General features: G+C 53.2%; 13 protein-coding genes and 1 pseudogene. 9 read left to right on the top strand and 5 right to left on the bottom strand.

The features are described from left to right. Positions 1-2: 2 nt before the first annotated feature. The 4 genes from ACI6NM_RS06445 to ACI6NM_RS06430 all read right to left on the bottom strand — a co-directional run bounded on the left by ACI6NM_RS06445 (position 3) and on the right by ACI6NM_RS06430 (position 5,277). Positions 3-1,541 carry a BCCT family transporter gene (locus ACI6NM_RS06445; protein ID WP_262427459.1) on the bottom strand — a complete coding sequence of 513 codons (1,539 nt, stop codon included), beginning with the start codon at positions 1,539-1,541 and terminating at the stop codon, positions 3-5. Between the two features lie 317 nt (positions 1,542-1,858). Continuing rightward, positions 1,859-3,049, bottom strand: a complete 1,191-nt coding sequence (gene gltS, locus ACI6NM_RS06440) for a sodium/glutamate symporter (RefSeq protein WP_215653339.1) — start codon at positions 3,047-3,049, stop codon at positions 1,859-1,861. A 105-nt stretch (positions 3,050-3,154) separates the two neighbouring features. Beyond that, on the bottom strand, positions 3,155-4,000 hold the full coding sequence (locus tag ACI6NM_RS06435; protein WP_022274179.1) for a response regulator: 846 nt from the start codon (positions 3,998-4,000) through the stop codon (positions 3,155-3,157). Next, complete coding sequence (locus ACI6NM_RS06430; RefSeq protein ID WP_438501081.1) at positions 4,000-5,277, bottom strand: ATP-binding protein; 1,278 nt, start codon at positions 5,275-5,277, stop codon at positions 4,000-4,002. Before ACI6NM_RS06430 ends, ACI6NM_RS06435 begins: the two co-directional genes overlap by 1 nt. Positions 5,278-5,503: 226 nt before the next feature. On the opposite strand from ACI6NM_RS06430, the gene ACI6NM_RS06425 reads away from it, so the two are divergent. The 4 genes and pseudogenes from ACI6NM_RS06425 to ACI6NM_RS06410 all read left to right on the top strand — a co-directional run bounded on the left by ACI6NM_RS06425 (position 5,504) and on the right by ACI6NM_RS06410 (position 11,132). Further along, positions 5,504-6,784, top strand: a complete 1,281-nt coding sequence (locus ACI6NM_RS06425) for an aspartate aminotransferase type Ic (RefSeq protein WP_215653307.1) — start codon at positions 5,504-5,506, stop codon at positions 6,782-6,784. A 148-nt stretch (positions 6,785-6,932) separates the two neighbouring features. Continuing rightward, positions 6,933-7,376, top strand: a complete 444-nt coding sequence (locus ACI6NM_RS06420) for a GtrA family protein (RefSeq protein ID WP_158358385.1) — start codon at positions 6,933-6,935, stop codon at positions 7,374-7,376. A gap of 6 nt (positions 7,377-7,382) precedes the next feature. After that, positions 7,383-9,890 (top strand): annotated as a pseudogene (locus ACI6NM_RS06415) (YfhO family protein); the annotation flags it as partial. Between the two features lie 348 nt (positions 9,891-10,238). Next, positions 10,239-11,132, top strand: a complete 894-nt coding sequence (locus tag ACI6NM_RS06410; RefSeq protein WP_022274187.1) for a LysR family transcriptional regulator — start codon at positions 10,239-10,241, stop codon at positions 11,130-11,132. Between the two features lie 108 nt (positions 11,133-11,240). Here the strand turns inward: ACI6NM_RS06410 and ACI6NM_RS06405 are convergent, their stop codons facing one another. Further along, positions 11,241-12,587 carry a butyryl-CoA:acetate CoA-transferase gene (locus tag ACI6NM_RS06405; RefSeq protein ID WP_158358382.1) on the bottom strand — a complete coding sequence of 449 codons (1,347 nt, stop codon included), beginning with the start codon at positions 12,585-12,587 and terminating at the stop codon, positions 11,241-11,243. Between the two features lie 281 nt (positions 12,588-12,868). On the opposite strand from ACI6NM_RS06405, the gene ACI6NM_RS06400 reads away from it, so the two are divergent. The 5 genes from ACI6NM_RS06400 to ACI6NM_RS06380 all read left to right on the top strand — a co-directional run bounded on the left by ACI6NM_RS06400 (position 12,869) and on the right by ACI6NM_RS06380 (position 17,865). Then, entirely contained in the window at positions 12,869-14,050 is a 1,182-nt protein-coding gene (locus ACI6NM_RS06400; RefSeq protein ID WP_262427462.1) for an acetyl-CoA C-acetyltransferase, read from the top strand. A gap of 27 nt (positions 14,051-14,077) precedes the next feature. Next, a complete protein-coding gene (locus tag ACI6NM_RS06395) occupies positions 14,078-14,854 on the top strand; it encodes an enoyl-CoA hydratase-related protein (RefSeq protein ID WP_262427463.1) in 777 nt (258 codons plus the stop codon). A 40-nt stretch (positions 14,855-14,894) separates the two neighbouring features. Next, positions 14,895-15,734, top strand: a complete 840-nt coding sequence (locus ACI6NM_RS06390) for a 3-hydroxybutyryl-CoA dehydrogenase (protein WP_262427464.1) — start codon at positions 14,895-14,897, stop codon at positions 15,732-15,734. Between the two features lie 139 nt (positions 15,735-15,873). Then, a complete protein-coding gene (locus ACI6NM_RS06385; RefSeq protein WP_022274192.1) occupies positions 15,874-17,025 on the top strand; it encodes an acyl-CoA dehydrogenase in 1,152 nt (383 codons plus the stop codon). Between the two features lie 57 nt (positions 17,026-17,082). Further along, on the top strand, positions 17,083-17,865 hold the full coding sequence (locus ACI6NM_RS06380; protein ID WP_022274193.1) for an electron transfer flavoprotein subunit beta/FixA family protein: 783 nt from the start codon (positions 17,083-17,085) through the stop codon (positions 17,863-17,865). The last annotated feature ends 18 nt before the right edge of the window (positions 17,866-17,883 follow it).

Below are 17,883 nucleotides of genomic sequence, written 5' to 3'. Positions count from 1 at the left end.
TCCTATTTTTTACTGCTGTCCAGATACCGGCCCGCATCCTTTAAGAAGCTGGCGATGATCAGAAGGATCACCAGGGCCACCGGGAAGGCGGCGATGATGGAAACCGTCTGGAGGTTGGCCATGGAGCTTTCGGAAAACACCAGGGCAATGGGGAAGAGGATCAGCATTACGGCCCAGAAGAATTTCACAGCCCGGTGGGGCTCCTCGTCTCCGGTCATCTGCTTATAGGTGTAGGAGGAGGCTACCAGGGCGATGGAATCGAAGCTGGTGGCGTAAAAGGCGATCATGGCGGCGATCAGAAGCACCAGCACCATGGGAGCCAGGGGGAGGGTATCCACAATGGCGATGATGGTGGAGTACAGATCTCCTGCACCGCCATAGATCCCCAGAACGTCCAGCTTTCCGCTGACCTGGAGGCCCAGGCTGTAATTTCCCAGGATCAGGAAGCTTAAGAAGGTGCCGCCCAGGCTGTATACATAGCCGCCCAGGATGGTCTGCTTCACGGTGCGCCCACGGGAGATGGAGCCGATGAAGAAGGGAGAGGCCACGCACCATACCATCCAGTAGGCCCAGTAAAAGATGGTCCAGGTCTGGGGGAAGGAGGTGGTCCGCTGGGGATCGGTGAAGGTGGCCAGGCTAAAGAAGTTCTGGGCCAGATTTCCGATGGCAGAGAAGCCGGTCTCCAGGATGTAGCGGGTCTCGCCTCCGGCCAGGAGCACATAGGCCAGAAGGGCAAAAAACAGATACATACAGGCAGCAGACAGCCGGGAGATCCCCTTCATGCCGTGGACCAGGGCGTAGGTGTAAATGATGCAGGTGACCACCAGGATCCCGATGGTGACCCATTTAGAGGACGGGAGCCCTGTGAGCCTGGAAAGCACCTGGGCCATCAGCGGCGTAGCCAGGGAAAAGGTCGTGGCGGTCCCGGCCAGAAGAGCGAACAGGGCCAGAAGGTCAATGCATTTTCCAGGAAGCTTATCCACCCGGTTTCCCAGGATGGGACGGCAGGCCTCAGAATATTTCTGCTTGTGGCAGCCCCGTACATGGAGCATGAAGCCGAAGGCTACGGCCAGCACCAGATAAAAGCTCCAGGGGATGGGGCCCCAGTGGAAGATGGGATAGGTGCTGGACCAGATCTGCATGGATCCCATTTCCGCGATATGGGGATCGTTGGCGTAAAGGATCCATTCGCAGAAGGAGTAGAACAGGATGTCAGCGGCCAGCCCGGCGGTGAACATCATGCTGCTCCAGGCAAAATCTGAGTATTTTGGTTTTTCATTGGGGCCGCCCAGACGGATGGAGCCGTACCGGGAAAAGGCCAGATAAATGGAGAGCAGGAACACGCCCAGGCCGATGACAAGATAATAAAGGCCGAAGGTGTCTCCCAGAAGCACCCGGATCTTGTCCAGGATCTGTCTGGAGCCGTCCGGGGCGGCCATGAAGCTGATGCATAAAAAGGCGATCAGCACGAAGGGAATGACGGCGGTGGACCAGTCGATCTTTCCCTTCAGGGATTCTGTATGGGGATTCTGTTTGTTCATATGCGTTCCTCCTGTTCAATTTTATAAAATTATTTGTGATATTGAACATTATAGCATCGTCATGGAGGAAATGCAAGGGGAAAATACAGAGAATCCATATGAGAATGGAACTGTCCAGCCGTGCCGCTTCCTGTCTGCCCGCAGCGGGCAGGAGGCGCCGGGCATCTGCCTTATGGAGATCCGGACAGAACTGCTGCATGGGGATAAAACGGAGAGACAAAAAGGGCCGCGCCAGGCTCCGGCAGGATACAGGAGGTCTGTACGCGGCCTTTTAAAAAGGTCCCGCTATATGATTGGGAAGGCGCCCGCGGATGGGATCACAGGAGGTTTAAGAAGCTGGTGATGATGATCGTGTTCATGAAGTCGATGAACAGGCTTCCCACCAGGGGAACCACGAAGTAGGCGGTGGGGGCTGGGCCGTATTTCTGGGTGATGGCCTGCATATTGGCCATGGCGTTGGGAGTGGCGCCCATGCCGAAGCCGCAGAAGCCGGAGGTCATGACGGCCGCATCGTAATTCTTTCCCAGCAGATTAAATACCACGAAGTAGGCGTAGACCATCATCAGCACTGTTTGGGCCACCAGCATCACCACCATGGGAACGGCCAGGTCGGCCAGCTCCCAGAGCTTCAATCCCATCATGGCCAGGCCCAGGAACAGGGAAAGGCTGAAGCTTCCGATGGTACTGATCTCCTCCATGGGGATCTCCTTTCCGGCCATATCTGTGGTATTGCGGATAAAGGCAGCCACCAGCATGGCTCCGATGTAGATGGGGAAGGTGAAGACCTTATTCAGCCAGGCGGAGACCACAGTGCCTGCGCCGATGGCCAGTGCCAGGCAGAGGGCAGCGTTTAAGAACCGGCCGGAGTCGATGGCTCCCGTGACCTCATTTTTATCCACCACCACCTCGTTGGAGCCGGTGGCTGTTTCAAAGGAGTGCAGATTTTTCTGGCGGATCCGGGATACAGCCGTGGGGCCGCCGATCACACAGCCGGCCACCAGCCCGAAGGTGGCGGAAGCGATGGCAACGGCGCTGGCTCCGGAGACTCCGGCTTTTTCCAGGAGCGGGCCGAAGGAGGCCGCAGTCCCGTGGCCTCCCACCATGGGGATGGAGCCGGTGGCCAGTCCCAGCCGGGGGTCCAGACCAAAGGCGCTGGCAATGAAGGCGCCCAGGCCGTTCTGGAGCACGCACATCATAACGGCGATCCCTAAGAACAGCAGGACCTGGAGCCCGCCCTTTTTCAGAAGGCGGAAGCAGGCCGTAAAGCCCACGCTGCAGAAAAATACGACCATAAAAAAGGTCTGGAGCGTGGAGTCAAAGGAGATTTCCAGGATACCGGCCTGGCGCAGGGCCAGGTGGGCCAGGGCAAAAACAACGCCGCCGGCAACAGGCTCCGGGATACAGTAGCGTCTGAGCAGATCCAAATTTCTCACAAGAAAACGGCCCAAAAGCAGCACAAGGGCCGCCACAGCAGCAGCCTGGTACATGTCAAGCTGGATCGCATACATCATTTTATATTACCTCCATTCCTTATTGTACGGATTCTCTGGATATAACTATAAGAAGCCCCCTTCAAAAAAATACAAAAAAAATCAGAATGGAGATAAAAAAGATCAAATTTCCCGGTCAGCCTCCAGCATCAGGCCGTCAATGAATTTTTTGATGCTGACCTTTCCGCCGTCCGTCCGTTTTCCGCGGATGTAGTCCATTTCAGTACGGATCTCCTCAAAGGAAAACAGGGTGGAGGAGTAGGCGGTAAAGGTTTCGTTCATAAAGTCCTCGATGCCCATGTGGGCCACGTTGGCCATTCCGGCAGCGATAGCCCGGCGGACCCGCTGCTCCATGTTTTTCGGAGAATCGCTGACGGCCTCGCACAGCTGGGCCACGCTCATCTGGGATACGGGGATCCGCTCCCGGTGGAGATAATCGCAGATCTTCAGGATATCAGAGCAGCCCTTTTCCCCGGACATGCCGATCCTGTTTAAGATATAACGGAGCTTTTTGGAATAGGAAGAGGATTCCCGGCTGTTCTGGGGCTTCTGGCCGATCTCGTTCATGAACATATGGCGGATATTGTCCAGGGTCCGCTCGTTCTGGATCTGCTTCGCCACATTTTTAAGGACCGACGTTACCTCGATCAGGTTAATGGGTTTACTGATGAAGAAATCCACGCCGGCGGTATAAGCCTTGCTGATCAGCTCCTTGGCGGAAACCTGGGAGATCATGATGCATTTGATGGTGGCGTTGAAGGAGCGCAGCTCGCGGACGAATTCCACCCCGTCCATGACCGGCATGAAAAAGTCCACCAGGACCACATCGGGCCTGGCCCGCAGGACCTCATGGACGTCGGCGGGCTCTCCGCCGCAGTCGCCGCAGATCTCGCCAAGATCTCCGGACTCCACGATATCCTCCAGGATATGAATGACAGAAATATCATCTTCGACAATATAGATACGCATCAGTTTACCTCCTCCAGGGCTCCGGCCGGAATCTGGATCAGAAACCGGGTCCCCCGGCCCGGCTCGGATTCCACCGAAATGGTTCCGCTGAATTTTTCCTCCACGGTGGCCTTTACGCCGTAAAGTCCCACTCCGCGGAAGATGTTTCCTGTTTTATAATCAAATTTGGTGGAGTAGCCCATTTTAAAGATATTGGGCAGATGGCGGGCGGAGATCCCGGGCCCGTCGTCGGAAACGGAAAATTCATACTGCCCGTCTTTTAAATGCTCCACGATCTGGATGGTCCCCCGTCTGGCTCCGGCTTCAATGGCTTCGATGGCGTTATTGACCAGATTTTTCAATACAGCCATCAGCTCATAGTGCTCTCTGGTGATGAAGTTGTCAGAGCACTGGAAAACCAGACGGATATGGACGGGCCTGGTTTCCAGGATGTGATAGGTGGTGGCCTCCAGGATCTGGAGAAGGTCCTGGAAGCTCATCTGCTTTTCGTCGTATTCCTCGGAGATCTCCTGTTCGATGCCCTGAATGATGCGGATATAGTCCTTTTTGATCTCATGGACGTCCCGGGCAATGGACAGGGACATTTTTTTCATGTCGTCGGGCACGTCCATGGCCGACAGCCGCTTATAAAGCCGGTATGCGTTGCTCATGACAGATTCGATCTCTTCGGAGTTTTTCTTCATAAAATAGATCTCGTTTTTCAGCCCTGTGGTCATAAGAAACAGCCGCCGGTAGCGGTTTTCATGCTCCTCCTTTTTTAACAGGGTCCGGTACTGGCTCTCCGCCGCCAGGAACAGACAGGCAAGCAGAGTACGGAAAGCGGCCACCAGGATCAGATATCCGGCCATGGAGGAGGAAAGAGTCCCGGAACGGCCGCTTTCAAAGATACAGACCTCCAGCAGATTGGACAGCAGGTCGCAGATGAACACCGACGGGAACAGCCGCCGGTAGGAGACAGTGGGCTTGCTGGGGACAAGGACGGAAAAAAGCAGTCCATAGCAGAGATAGAAAATGGAGTTGGTGGCCAGCTGTCCCGCCGTTTCCGGGGAGGAGGAGAGGCCGCTGGCTGCCAGAAAGAGGCGGAAAAGGAATACCACCGCCGCCGTTGTCACCGTGATCCGGATCGTAGAGATGCTTTTTCCGATGGTCATAAGGAGGATCGGGAGAAGGATAACGGCAGGGGAGATCCGGAAGCCGGATACAAATACGTTCCAGTAAAGCTGGGATGCCAGGGCCACGATGGTCCCGGTCAGAAGACTGCGTTTCCATTCATTCATGCATTTTTCCCCCTTGTTTTTCTCATCCTTCAATGTCATGATACGTTAAGAAAAGTCAAAAGTCAATGAACCCGGCTTAAGAATCTTTTGCGGGAACTGGGAAAAATGTACGAAAATAAAGCCGGAATCTTTATTTTTTTGTTGTAAGAAACGATGGATTCGATTATAATGGAAGCATAAAACGCAATCACTATATCGTGTTTAAGAAAGAGGAGGTTATTGGGACATGAAACCATATCGTGAAATGTCAAAAGAGGAGCTTGCTTCCTTAAAGGAGCAGCTTACTGCTGTTTACAAAGAGTATCAGGGGAAAAATTTAAGCCTTAATATGGCCCGCGGAAAGCCAAGCCCGGACCAGTTAGATCTGTCTCTTCCGATGCTGGATGTTTTAAACAGCAAGAGCGATTTCATGACCGCTGACGGCGATGTGAGAAACTACGGTGTTCTGACCGGTATCCAGGAAGCAAAGGAATTAATGGGCGGAATGATGGACGCTCCCGCTGAGAACGTGATCATGTACGGAAGCGCCAGCCTTACTTTAATGTACGATACCGTATCCCGTTCCTATACCCACGGCGTAATGGGAAATACGCCCTGGTGCAGGCTGGACAAGGTGAAATTCCTCTGCCCGGTTCCCGGCTATGACAGACACTTTGCCATTACCCAGTTCTTCGGCATCGAAATGATCAATATCCCGCTCCATGAGGACGGCCCGGATATGGATCTGGTAGAGCAGTATGTAAACAACGACGAGGCTGTAAAGGGAATCTGGTGCGTACCGCTTTACTCCAACCCGTCCGGCCAGTGCTACTCTGACGAGGTCGTTAAACGCTTTGCAAACTTAAAACCGGCTGCAAAGGATTTCCGTATTTACTGGGATAACGCTTACTGCGTACATCACCTGTATCCGGATCATCCGTGCCACGTTCTGGATATCCTTTCCGAGTGTGAAAAGGCTGGAAACCCGGATATGGTATATAAATTCGGCTCCACCGCAAAGGTCACCTTCCCGGGCGCCGGAATTTCTGCCATCGCTACCTCCAAGGCCAACATCGAGGATATCAAGAAGCAGATGAATAACCAGCTGATCAGCCACGATAAGATCAACCAGCTCCGTCATGTACGTTTCTTCAAGAACTTAGACGGCATCAAGGCCCATATGGCGAAGCACGCCGAGCTCCTTCGTCCCAGATTCGAGGCTGTGGACGAGATCTTAAACAGAGAGCTGGCAGGCCTTGAGATCGGTCAGTGGACCAAGCCCCAGGGCGGATACTTCGTATCCTTCGACGCTTTAGACGGCTGCGCCAAGGCGATCGTTGCAAAGTGTAAAGAGGCAGGCGTTGTGATGACAGGCGCAGGCGCGACCTTCCCGTATGGTAAGGATCCCCACGACTCCAACATCCGTATCGCTCCGTCCTTCCCGTCCTTAGAGGACTTAAAGCTGGCTGCAGAGATCTTCTGTGTATGCGTGAAGTTAGTGAGCATCGACAAATTACTGGAGGCGTAAGCGTCAGCACGCTGGATAAAATTTTATATTTTTCTTCTTTTTGGGACTGGGCCTTAGATTTTGGGCCCAGTCCCTTTACTTTTTGGCCGGGCTATAATAAAATGAGGGAAGATTTTTGAAGACAAGATCCAAGATATGGGAGAAGAAAATGAAACATATAAAGAAAGAATCGGATGGAACGGCCGGAAGCCGGAATCATGGGACCGTCCGGGAGGGCGCGGCGTATCTGGTCTTTGGAGTCCTTACGACCCTCATTGACTATGTGATCTCCAACGGCCTGTTTTATCTGGCTCATATGGACCCGGTGCCTGCCCAGTCCATTGCCTGGGCGGCGGCAGTGCTCTTTGCCTTTGTGACCAATAAGTGGTGGGTGTTTGGAAGCCATACCCTGGAGCCCAGGGCCGTATGGGGGGAGTTTACCTCCTTCGTCCTGTGCCGGATCGCCACCTTTTTATTTAATCTGGCCGCCATTTTCATCATGGTGGATATCCTAAAAATGGAATTTTTCATCTGCAAGCTGGCCATTTCCGTGGTGGTGGTGGTTTTAAACTACGTGCTCAGCAAGCTGGTGATCTTTACCCATAAAAATTAACGGACAGAAAAAGGAGTGCCTGGAGTCATGGAACCAAACAGCAGAAAAAGATCGACCCTGATCCGGCCGGGAGACGGGCTGGTCATTGCATTTTTTGTTCCGGTGGTCATTATGATCATCATTTTTATCCAGAGAGGGATCTTCCCCTTTGGTGAGGAGAGCTTTTTACGGACGGACATGTACCATCAGTATGCGCCGTTCTTCTCGGAATTCCAGCATAAGCTGCGGACCGGAGGCAGTCTTTTGTACAGCTGGGATGTGGGGATGGGAGTCAATTTTGCGGCTCTTTATGCCTATTATCTGGCCAGCCCCTTAAACTGGCTGGTGATCCTGTGCCCCAAGGCGTATATCATCGAGTTTATGACCGGCATGATCGTTGTGAAGATCGGTCTTTCGGGCCTGAGCTTCGCCTGGTATCTGAGAAAGCACTGCCATACAGAAACGGCTGCGGTTGGATATTTCGGGATCTTTTATGCCCTTTCCGGCTATATGGCTGCGTACAGCTGGAATATCATGTGGCTGGACTGCATCATCCTGTTCCCGCTGATCGTTCTTGGACTGGAGCGGCTGGTGAAGGACGAGAATGGATTTTTTTACTGCATCACACTGGGGCTTTCCATCCTTTCCAACTATTATATTTCCATCATGACCTGCCTGTTCATGGTGCTGTATTTTATTGCCCTTCTGATGCTGGAGAAGCCAGGGCCCATAAAAAAATACGTGATGGCCTGCGTCCGGTTCGGGCTCTTTTCCCTGATCGCCGGAGGGCTGGCGGCCCTTGTGCTTCTGCCGGAGGTGGCCGTTTTAAAGAGCACGGCTTCGGGAAATATGAATTTTCCAAAGACCCTTACGTCCTATTTCCCGATCTTTGACATGCTGGCCCGCCACATCGGCAATGTGGAGACGGAGACGGGGCTGGACCACTGGCCCAATATTTACTGCGGCGTGGCGGTATTTTTATTCTTCCTGCTGTACCTGGCGTGCAAAAAGATCTCTGCAAAGGAAAAAACCGTTTACTGCGGCCTGCTGCTGCTCTTTTTTGCCAGCTTCTCCGTGAACGCCCTGAATTTTATCTGGCACGGGCTCCACTATCCCAACAGCCTCCCCTGCCGCCAGTCGTTTATTTATATTTTCCTCATGCTGTTTGTCTGCTTCCGGGCGTTCCAGTATTTGCGGGATATTCCCAGGCGCCATGTTGCCGCGGCGTTCTGGGGAAGCGTCTGCTTTGTGATCCTGGCGGAGAAGCTGGTGGAGCAGGAGCATTTCCACTTTGCTGTATATTACGTGGCCATCCTCTTCCTGGCGGCCTATACGGGACTCATATATTTATATAAGAAGAGAAGAAGAGAGCTGGCGGCGTTTCTGGCTCTGGCCCTGGTGGCTGTGGAGGCGGCCGTCAATACCACAGTCACCAGCGTCACCACCACCAGCCGGGAGGCTTACACCAGGGATAATAAAGAGGTGCAGGCTCTGATGGAGAAGCTGGAGCCGGCGGAGGACTTTTACCGGGTGGAGAAAAAAACGAGAAAGACAAAAAATGACGGAGCATGGATGAATTTTCCGTCTGTATCCCTGTTTTCCTCCACTGCAAACGCAGATCTGACGAAGTTTTTCAAGCGCATGGGCTGCGAGGCCTCCACCAATGCGTACAGCATCACTGGGAGCACCCCCCTGGTGGACAGCCTGCTGTCGGTCCGCTATGCCCTGTATTCGGAATATATTCCCAATACGGATCTGGTCAATTACATCCAGGAGAGCGGAGGGACCTACCTGTATGAGAATCTGTATACCTTGCCCCTGGGCTTTGTCCTTCCTTACGATCTGGCGGACAACTGGCAGTATCAGATGGAGAATCCGGCGGAGGTGCAGAATGATCTGTGCCTGCTTTTGGGAACCGACGATGTCCTGGTGCCGGTGGAGACAGAGGTTTCCGGATCCGGGTGTACCTTCACCGCGGATATGGCCGGGGAATATTATGTATATATCCAGAATAAAAAGGTAAAGAATGTCAAGGCCTCCCTGCCATCGGGAGAAAAGAATTTCAGCAATGTGGACCGGGGATACCTGCTGGAAATGGGAAATCTTTCTGAGGGGAGCCGGATCACCCTGACACCGGGAGAGTCCGGGGAGACTCTTACGGCAGCTGTTTACCGCTTCTCTCCCAGGGCCATGATCCAGGTTTATGACCGCCTGTCCCAGTCGCCGCTCCACCTGGACAGCTGGAGGGACACGAAGCTTACAGGAACGGTAACTGCTGCGGAATCCGGTACTTTGTTCCTTTCCATCCCCTATGATGAGGGTTGGACCATCACCATCGACGGTCAGCCGGCGGAGGGGGAAAAGATCCTGGAGGCATTCCTGTCTGTTCCGGTGGAAGCGGGGACCCACGAGATCTCCTTAATCTATATGCCCGGAGGACTTATTCCAGGAGTGGTCATTTCCGGGGCCTCCGCGGCGGTACTGGTCCTTTTATGGATCGTAAAACGCCGCCGTCCAAGCCAGGCCGGGGTATAACTGCCCCGCCGGCCGGATGCCGGTCCATCGAAAAAAACCGCCGCATACCAGATACGCGGCGGTTTTTTTCAGTATTAATATCAATATGGAAAGGGGAAGGAAGGCCCCTGAATCCCGTATTTAATCGTTGGGCTCACAGTTTTCCCAAAGCTCGTTCAGTTCCATGGTCATATTGATCCCTCCTTAGAATCAAGACATTCATTCATAGGAAGCGGTGGATCCGAAGCCGCGTTCCCGTTGCTTTTTCTCATGGGCATACTATAACACTCCCGGCTTTCGTTGTAAAATGTTTAATTTTTTGATATAATGTTAATAACTATTAACATTTTGGGCAGAGGGGGGCCGTATATGACATTCCTGGAGATCGAAGCATTTTTAAAGATAACAGAAACGGGCAGCTTTTCTGCTGCCGCCGAGGCCCTTTATGTGACCCAGCCGGCTCTGGGGCGCAGGATCCGCGCCATGGAGGAGGAGCTGGGATATCCTCTTTTTGTCCGCGGGAAGGGCCTCAGAAGGGTGGAGCTGACCCGCCAGGGCCATGCCTTCATCGGGATCGCCCACCGGTGGCAGGCCCTGTGGAACGAGACCCGGGAGGCGGCGCTTTTAGCGCCGTCCAGAAACTTTTATGTGGCCAGCGTGGGGAGCCTGCTGGCGTTCATGCTTCCCACAGTGTTCCGCACCTTTATGAAGGAGAATCCGGAATGCAGCCTCCACGTATCGACCCTTCACTCCAGCGAGGCTTATTCCTATGTGGGCAACCGGTCCGTGGACATAGCCTTTATCACAGATCCCATTTATTCTTCTTCAGTCGGAACCCATATCCTTTTTAAGGAGAAGCTCTGCCTGGTGGCGGGAAAGGAGCTGAACCTGCCGGAGCATGTGAGGATCCGGGAGCTGGATCCGCAGCTGGAGATCCGCACCATGTGGGACCGGAATTTTGAAGCCTGGCACAGCTATTTTTTTGGAGATAAAGCCATTCCCAGGATGTATCTGGACGAGATGGGATTTCTTCAGTACTTTACCCAGAGCGGAGATAACTGGGCGTTTCTTCCCATCTCCATTGCCAGAACGGTCTTAAGGGATGCGCCGGTGTCCATCCATACCCTGGATGTGGAGCCTCCAAGCCGGACCCTTTATTACCTGGACCGGCTGGATGACAGATCACCGTACCAGGAGCACCTTTTAAGGCTCTGCAGACAGAAGCTGTCCCAGGAAGAGGGGATCCGGGTGGAGGAGGAATAAAAAAGAAAGACGGAGCAGCAGAAAATGGCCGCCCTGGAAGCTGGAACAGCTCCCGGGACGGCCACTGAAATTTTATGAGGTTCAGGATGGATGCAGCGTTTCTGGTCCTTACCGTTTATTGCTGCGTCTCCAGATGTGCATTTTTTCCGCTTCGGCAATGAGCTCGTCGCGGAACTGGGGATGGGCGATGGAGATGATGGCTTCAGCCCTCTGCCAGGTGGACAGGCCCTTTAAGTTTACCATGCCGTACTCCGTTACCAGGTGATGGGTATTGGCACGGGTGTCTGTAACGATGGAGCCCGGATTTAAGGTGGGAAGGATCCTGGATTTTAACTGGCCGTCCTTTGTCTTAAAGGTGGAGGAGCAGCAGATGAAGCTCTTTCCGCCCTTGGAAAGGTATGCGCCCAGAACGAAATCCAGCTGTCCGCCGGCGCCGCTGATGTGCTTGATCCCTGCGGATTCGGCATTTACCTGTCCGAACAGGTCCAGGTCCACGGCATTGTTGATGGACATGAAGTTATCCAGGGCAGAGATGGTGCGGATGTCGTTGGTGTAGCTTACGGGAGCAGACATACATTCCGGATTCCGGTTCAGATAGTCGTACAGCTTTTTCGTACCTGCGCCGAAGCCGTAGACCTGGCGGCCTTTATCGATATTTTTCTTTGCGCCGGTGATCTTTCCGGCCATGGCGATATCGACGAAAGCATCCACATACATTTCTGTATGGACGCCCAGGTCCTTTAAGTCAGATTTTGCGATCAGGGAGCCAACGGCGTTGGGCATTCCGCCGATGCCTAACTGTAAGCAGGCGCCGTCGGGGATCTCGTTTACGATCAGCTTTGCCACGGCCTCGTCCACCTCTGTGGCGGGGGCTCCGGCCATTTCCGGGATAGAAGGATTATCGCCCTCTACGATCATATCTACTTTGGAGATGTGGATGCCTTCTTCAGTTCCGCCGTAGCAGACCGGCATATTTTCATTGACCTCCACGATCACGGTCCTGGAAGTCTCGCAGACAGCAGCCAGGTGGGATGCGTTGGGGCCGAAGTTAAAGAAGCCGTGCTCGTCCATGGGGGCTGCCTGGAAGATGGCCACATCCGGACGGTTTTCTTCGGACATATCCCGGTAGAAGCGGGGCAGCTCCGAATAGCGCATGGGGCCGTAGAAGGCAAAGCCCTGGGCAATGGCTTTTCTCTCGATGCCGCTCATATGCCAGGAGTTCCAGGTGAAGTGGTCAGCCGGGTTTTCGATCTTGAAGATCTCGGGGACCCACATGAGGATGCCGCCGCGGAAGTTGACGTTATAAAGCTCCGGAAGCCTTTTGGCGATCTCCGCATCCACAGCCACCGGAGTGCTGGTAGTCCAGGCATAATCGACCCAGTCGCCGGATTTTACGGTTTTTGCCGCTTCGCTGGCGGACACAAGCTTGTCCTGATACATTTTTCTGATATCCATGGTTTAGGACCTCATTTCTAAGATATTCTTTCACTGTCCGGAGCCAGAAACCCGGGCAGAATTTTTATTCATTTTTCATTTTAGCATTTTCTAAATGGACGGTCAATAATTTCACGAAATTATAAAAAAAGAAGGCTGAATGTTTATAAAAAATACATGAAAAACCATGCTTGTTATTTGACAGGCCAATTATTTGGTGATATGATTATGATACATCATATTGTCGGAGGATACGGGCTTTTTCCGGCCTCCGGCGATGGTATAATGAGGAGGAAAATCATATGGCAAAGAAAATCGTACTGGCAGGTTCATGCCGTACAGCCATCGGCACAATGGGAGGCGCTTTAAGCACCGTACCGGCGGCTGATCTGGGCGCGGTTGTGATCAGGGAGGCCTTAAAGAGAGCCGGCGTGGCTCCCGACCAGGTGGACCAGGTCTACATGGGCTGTGTGATCCAGGCCGGACAGGGACAGAACGTGGCCCGTCAGGCTTCCATCAATGCAGGACTTCCCATCGAGGTTCCGGCAGTTACCATTAACGTGGTATGCGGCTCTGGCTTACAGAGCGTCAACATGGCAGCCCAGATGATCGAGGCAGGCGATGCAGATATCGTCGTTGCCGGCGGCTGCGAGAACATGTCCCTGGCTCCCTATGCGATGATGAAGGGCCGCTACGGCTACCGCATGGGCAATGCCGAGCTGGTGGATACGATGGTGAACGACGCGTTATGGGATGCGTTCAACCACTACCACATGGGAATCACTGCCGAAAATATCTGCGACCAGTGGGGACTCACAAGAGAAGAACTGGACAAGTTCGCTATGGTGAGCCAGAACAAGTGCGAGGCTGCCCAGAAGGCAGGCGCATTTAAGGATGAGATCGTTCCGGTGGAGGTAAAAACAAAGAAAACCACCATCCTTGTAGATACGGACGAGGGCCCCAGAGCCGGCTCCAATATGGAGGCTCTTGGAAAGCTGCGTCCGGCGTTTAAGAAAGACGGTATGGTGACCGCAGGCAACGCCTCCGGCATCAACGACGGTGCAGCAGCTGTTGTAGTGATGAGCGAAGAGAAGGCGAAGGAGCTGGGCGTTACTCCCATGGCCACATGGGTAGCCGGAGCCCTTGCAGGCGTTGAGCCCCGTATCATGGGCATCGGTCCCGTGGCTGCCACGAAGAAGGTAATGGCAAAGGCTGGAATGGAGATCGGCGATTTTGACGTGATCGAGGCCAACGAGGCATTTGCCGCCCAGTCTGTGGCAGTAGGAAAAGAGCTTGGTTTTGATCTGGAAAAATTAAATCCCAACGGCGGAGCCATCGCCCTGGGCCATCCGGTGGGAGCGTCCGGCTGCCGTATCCTGGTGACCCTGCTCCACGAAATGCAGAAGATGGATGCAAAGACAGGTCTTGCAACGCTCTGCATCGGCGGCGGCATGGGCTGCGCCACCATCGTAAAGAGGGATTGATCTTAAACTGAGCAGGAGGCGACCGGAATGAGCTTTGTTACATACGAGCAGGACGGCTATGTTGGCGTGATCACCATCAACCGCCCGGAAGCTTTGAATGCGTTAAATGTCCAGGTATTAAAGGACCTGGATGCTGTGATCGACAATATCAACCTGGATGAGACAAGGGCCGTCATCGTGACCGGAGCCGGGGAGAAGGCCTTTGTGGCCGGAGCCGACATTGCGGCCATGAGCACCATGACCGTAAAGGAAGGCCGTGAATTCGGAAAATTCGGAAACGATATCTTCAGGAAGCTGGAAACGCTTCCGATCCCCACCATTGCGGCTGTCAATGGATTTGCCCTTGGCGGCGGCAACGAGCTGGCCATGAGCTGTGACATCCGCTACTGCTCCGACAATGCAGTGTTCGGGCAGCCGGAGGTGGGCCTGGGGATCACCCCGGGCTTTGGAGGGACCCAGCGCCTTGTGAGAATCGTTGGGACCGGAAAGGCAAAAGAAATGGTATTCACCGGCCAGAACATCAAAGCCGATGAAGCGTACCGGATCGGCCTGGTAAACGGCGTATATCCCAGAGAGGAGCTGATGCCGGCAGTCATGAAGCTGGCACAGAAGATCGCGTCCAACGCGCCCATCGCTGTGAGAAACAGCAAGCGGGCGGTGATGGACGGGTTCCTCTCGGATCTGGACCATGCCATCGCCATAGAGGAGCAGTATTTCTCCGAGTGCTTCGAGACAGAGGACCAGAGAGAGGGAATGAAGGCTTTTCTTGAAAAACGGAAGGTTGAAAAATTCAACAACCGGTAATGGTGGGGGAGCTCCCCCATAAACGTAAGGAGGCAGAATCATGAAGGTTGGTGTGATTGGAGCCGGAACCATGGGTTCCGGGATCGCACAGGCATTTGCCCAGACAGAGGGCTATGAAGTAATGCTCTGCGATATCAATGAGACGTTTGCTGCAAATGGTAAAAATAAAATTGCAAAAGGGTTTGAAAAAAGGATCGCCAAGGGGAAGATGACCCAGGAGGACGCAGATAAGATCCTTGCAAAGATCACCACAGGTGTGAAGGATATCTGCGGAGACTGTGATCTGATCGTGGAGGCTGCCATTGAAAATATGGAGATCAAGAAGCAGACCTTCAGAGAGCTGGACGCGATCTGCAAGCCGGAGTGTATCTTCGCTACCAATACCTCTTCCCTGTCCATCACAGAGATCGGAGCAGGCATTAACCGCCATGTGGTGGGAATGCATTTCTTTAACCCGGCTCCGGTGATGAAGCTGGTGGAGGTCATTGCGGGACTGAATACGGCTCCCGAAGCAGTTGAGGCGGTAAAGAAGATCTCTGAGGAGATCGGAAAAACGCCGGTACAGGTGGAGGAGGCCGCCGGTTTCGTCGTAAACCGGATCCTGATCCCAATGATCAATGAGGCCATCGGTATTTACGCCGAAGGCGTTGCGTCTGTGGAGGGCATCGATACAGCCATGAAGCTGGGCGCAAACCATCCCATGGGCCCCCTGGCCCTGGGCGACCTGATCGGCCTGGACGTGGTCCTGGCTATCATGAACGTTCTGGAAACAGAAACAGGAGATCCCAAATACCGTCCCCATCCGCTTCTTAAGAAGATGGTGCGCGGAGGCCTTCTGGGACAGAAGACCGGCAAGGGATTTTATGACTATTCCCGCTAGGAATTACCGGGAAGGAAAACGGGTCCAGCCCGCGGGGATTCCCACGGGCCGGACTGTATGTCTGGGAACATAGAGAGGATGCCGCATCCACATTCTCTTATGTTATATATGATACAATTCACAAGGAGGAACTAAAAACATGGATTTTACATTAAGTAAAGAGCATGAGATGGCGAGAACATTATTCCATGATTTCGCTGAAAAAGAAGTTAAGCCTCTCGCTCAGGAAGTTGACGAGACAGAGCATTTCCCGAGAGAGACCGTTGAAAAAATGGCTAAGAACGGTTTCCTGGGAATTCCGGTTCCGAAGGAATACGGCGGACAGGGCTGCGACCCGCTCTGCTATGCAATGTGCGTAGAGGAGCTGTCCAAGGTATGCGGTACCACAGGCGTTATCGTTTCCGCACATACCTCTCTTTGCTGTGATCCGATCCAGACCTACGGTACAGAAGAGCAGAAGCAGAAATATCTGGTTCCGCTGGCAAAGGGCGAGAAGTTAGGTGCGTTCGGTTTAACTGAGCCGGGCGCTGGTACAGACGCCCAGGGCCAGCAGACAAAGGCTGTTCTGGACGGCGACGAGTGGGTATTAAACGGCTCCAAGATCTTTATCACAAACGGTAAAGAGGCTGACGTTTATGTGATCATCGCCGTTACAGGCATGGTTGAGAAGAGAGGCAGAATGCAGAAGGAGATCTCCGCATTCCTGGTGGAAAAAGGAACTCCGGGCTTCAGCTTCGGTACAAAAGAGAAGAAGATGGGTATCAGAGGATCCGCTACATACGAGCTGATCTTTACAGACTGCCGCATTCCGAAGGAAAACATGTTAGGAAAGCAGGGCGAGGGCTTCAAGATCGCCATGCATACTCTTGACGGCGGACGTATCGGTATTGCTGCCCAGGCTCTTGGCCTTGCAGAGGGCGCTCTGGAGAGAACCATCGAGTATGTAAAGGAAAGAAAGCAGTTCGGCCGCGCAATCGGTCAGTTCCAGAATACACAGTTCCAGCTTGCTGATATGGCGACAAAGGTACAGGCCGCACAGTACATGGTATACCGCGCAGCCGTTGCAAAGGCAACACAGAAGACATATTCTGTTGAAGCAGCTATGGCAAAACTGTATGCAGCAGAGGTTGCTATGGAAGTAACAACCAAGGCTGTCCAGCTCCACGGTGGTTATGGCTACATCAGAGAGTACGACGTAGAGCGCATGATGCGCGATGCGAAGATCACAGAGATCTATGAGGGTACCAGCGAAGTTCAGAGAATGGTAATCTCCAGCGCTCTGTTAAAATAAGATCTGACAGCACGAAAAAAACCGGAAAATAAACGAATAATTAAGGAGTGAAATACAGTGAAAGTAGTTGTTTGTATTAAACAGGTGCCGGATACTAAGGGCGGCGTAAAGTTTAAACCAGATGGAACTCTTGACAGAGCAGCAATGCTCACAATCATGAACCCGGATGATAAGGCAGGTCTGGAGGCAGCTCTCCGGTTAAAGGACCAGTATGGTGCAGAGGTTACAGTTGTTACCATGGGTCTTCCGAAGGCTGAGGAGGTTCTTCGTGAGGCTATGGCTATGGGCGCTGATAACGGTATCCTCGTTACAGACCGTGTGCTCGGCGGTGCAGACACATGGGCCACATCCCAGACTCTGGCAGGCGCTTTAAGAAACCTGGATTACGATCTGATCATCACGGGCCGTCAGGCGATCGATGGAGATACCGCACAGGTTGGACCGCAGATCTCTGAGCATCTTGGGATCCCGGTAATCAGCTATGCACAGGAGATCCAGATCGACGGCGATTCTGTGATCGTAAAACGTCAGTATGATGACAGATATCATATGTTAAAAGCAAAGATGCCGTGTCTGATCACAGCACTTTCTGAATTAAATGAGCCGCGTTACATGACTCCGGGCGGAATCTTTGACGCATATAAGAAGGACATCACTGTATGGGGCAGAAACGACTTAAAGGACGTTCTGGACTCCAACCTGGGTCTGAAGGGATCCCCGACTCAGATCGCAAAGGCATCTGACAAGGTAAGAAAGGGCGCCGGTGAAAAGGTCGTTCTGGATCCGACAGCTTCTGTAAATTACATTGTGGACAAACTTACAGAGAAGCACGTGCTGTAAGATACAGCTACGTCAAAA

Source organism: Pilosibacter sp. YYHA0881, assembly GCF_051602715.1.
Lineage (GTDB): Bacteria > Bacillota > Clostridia > Lachnospirales > Lachnospiraceae > Alitiscatomonas > Alitiscatomonas aceti.
Note: the sequence above shows the minus strand (reverse complement) of the source record. Positions and strands in the feature narration are given on the sequence as shown.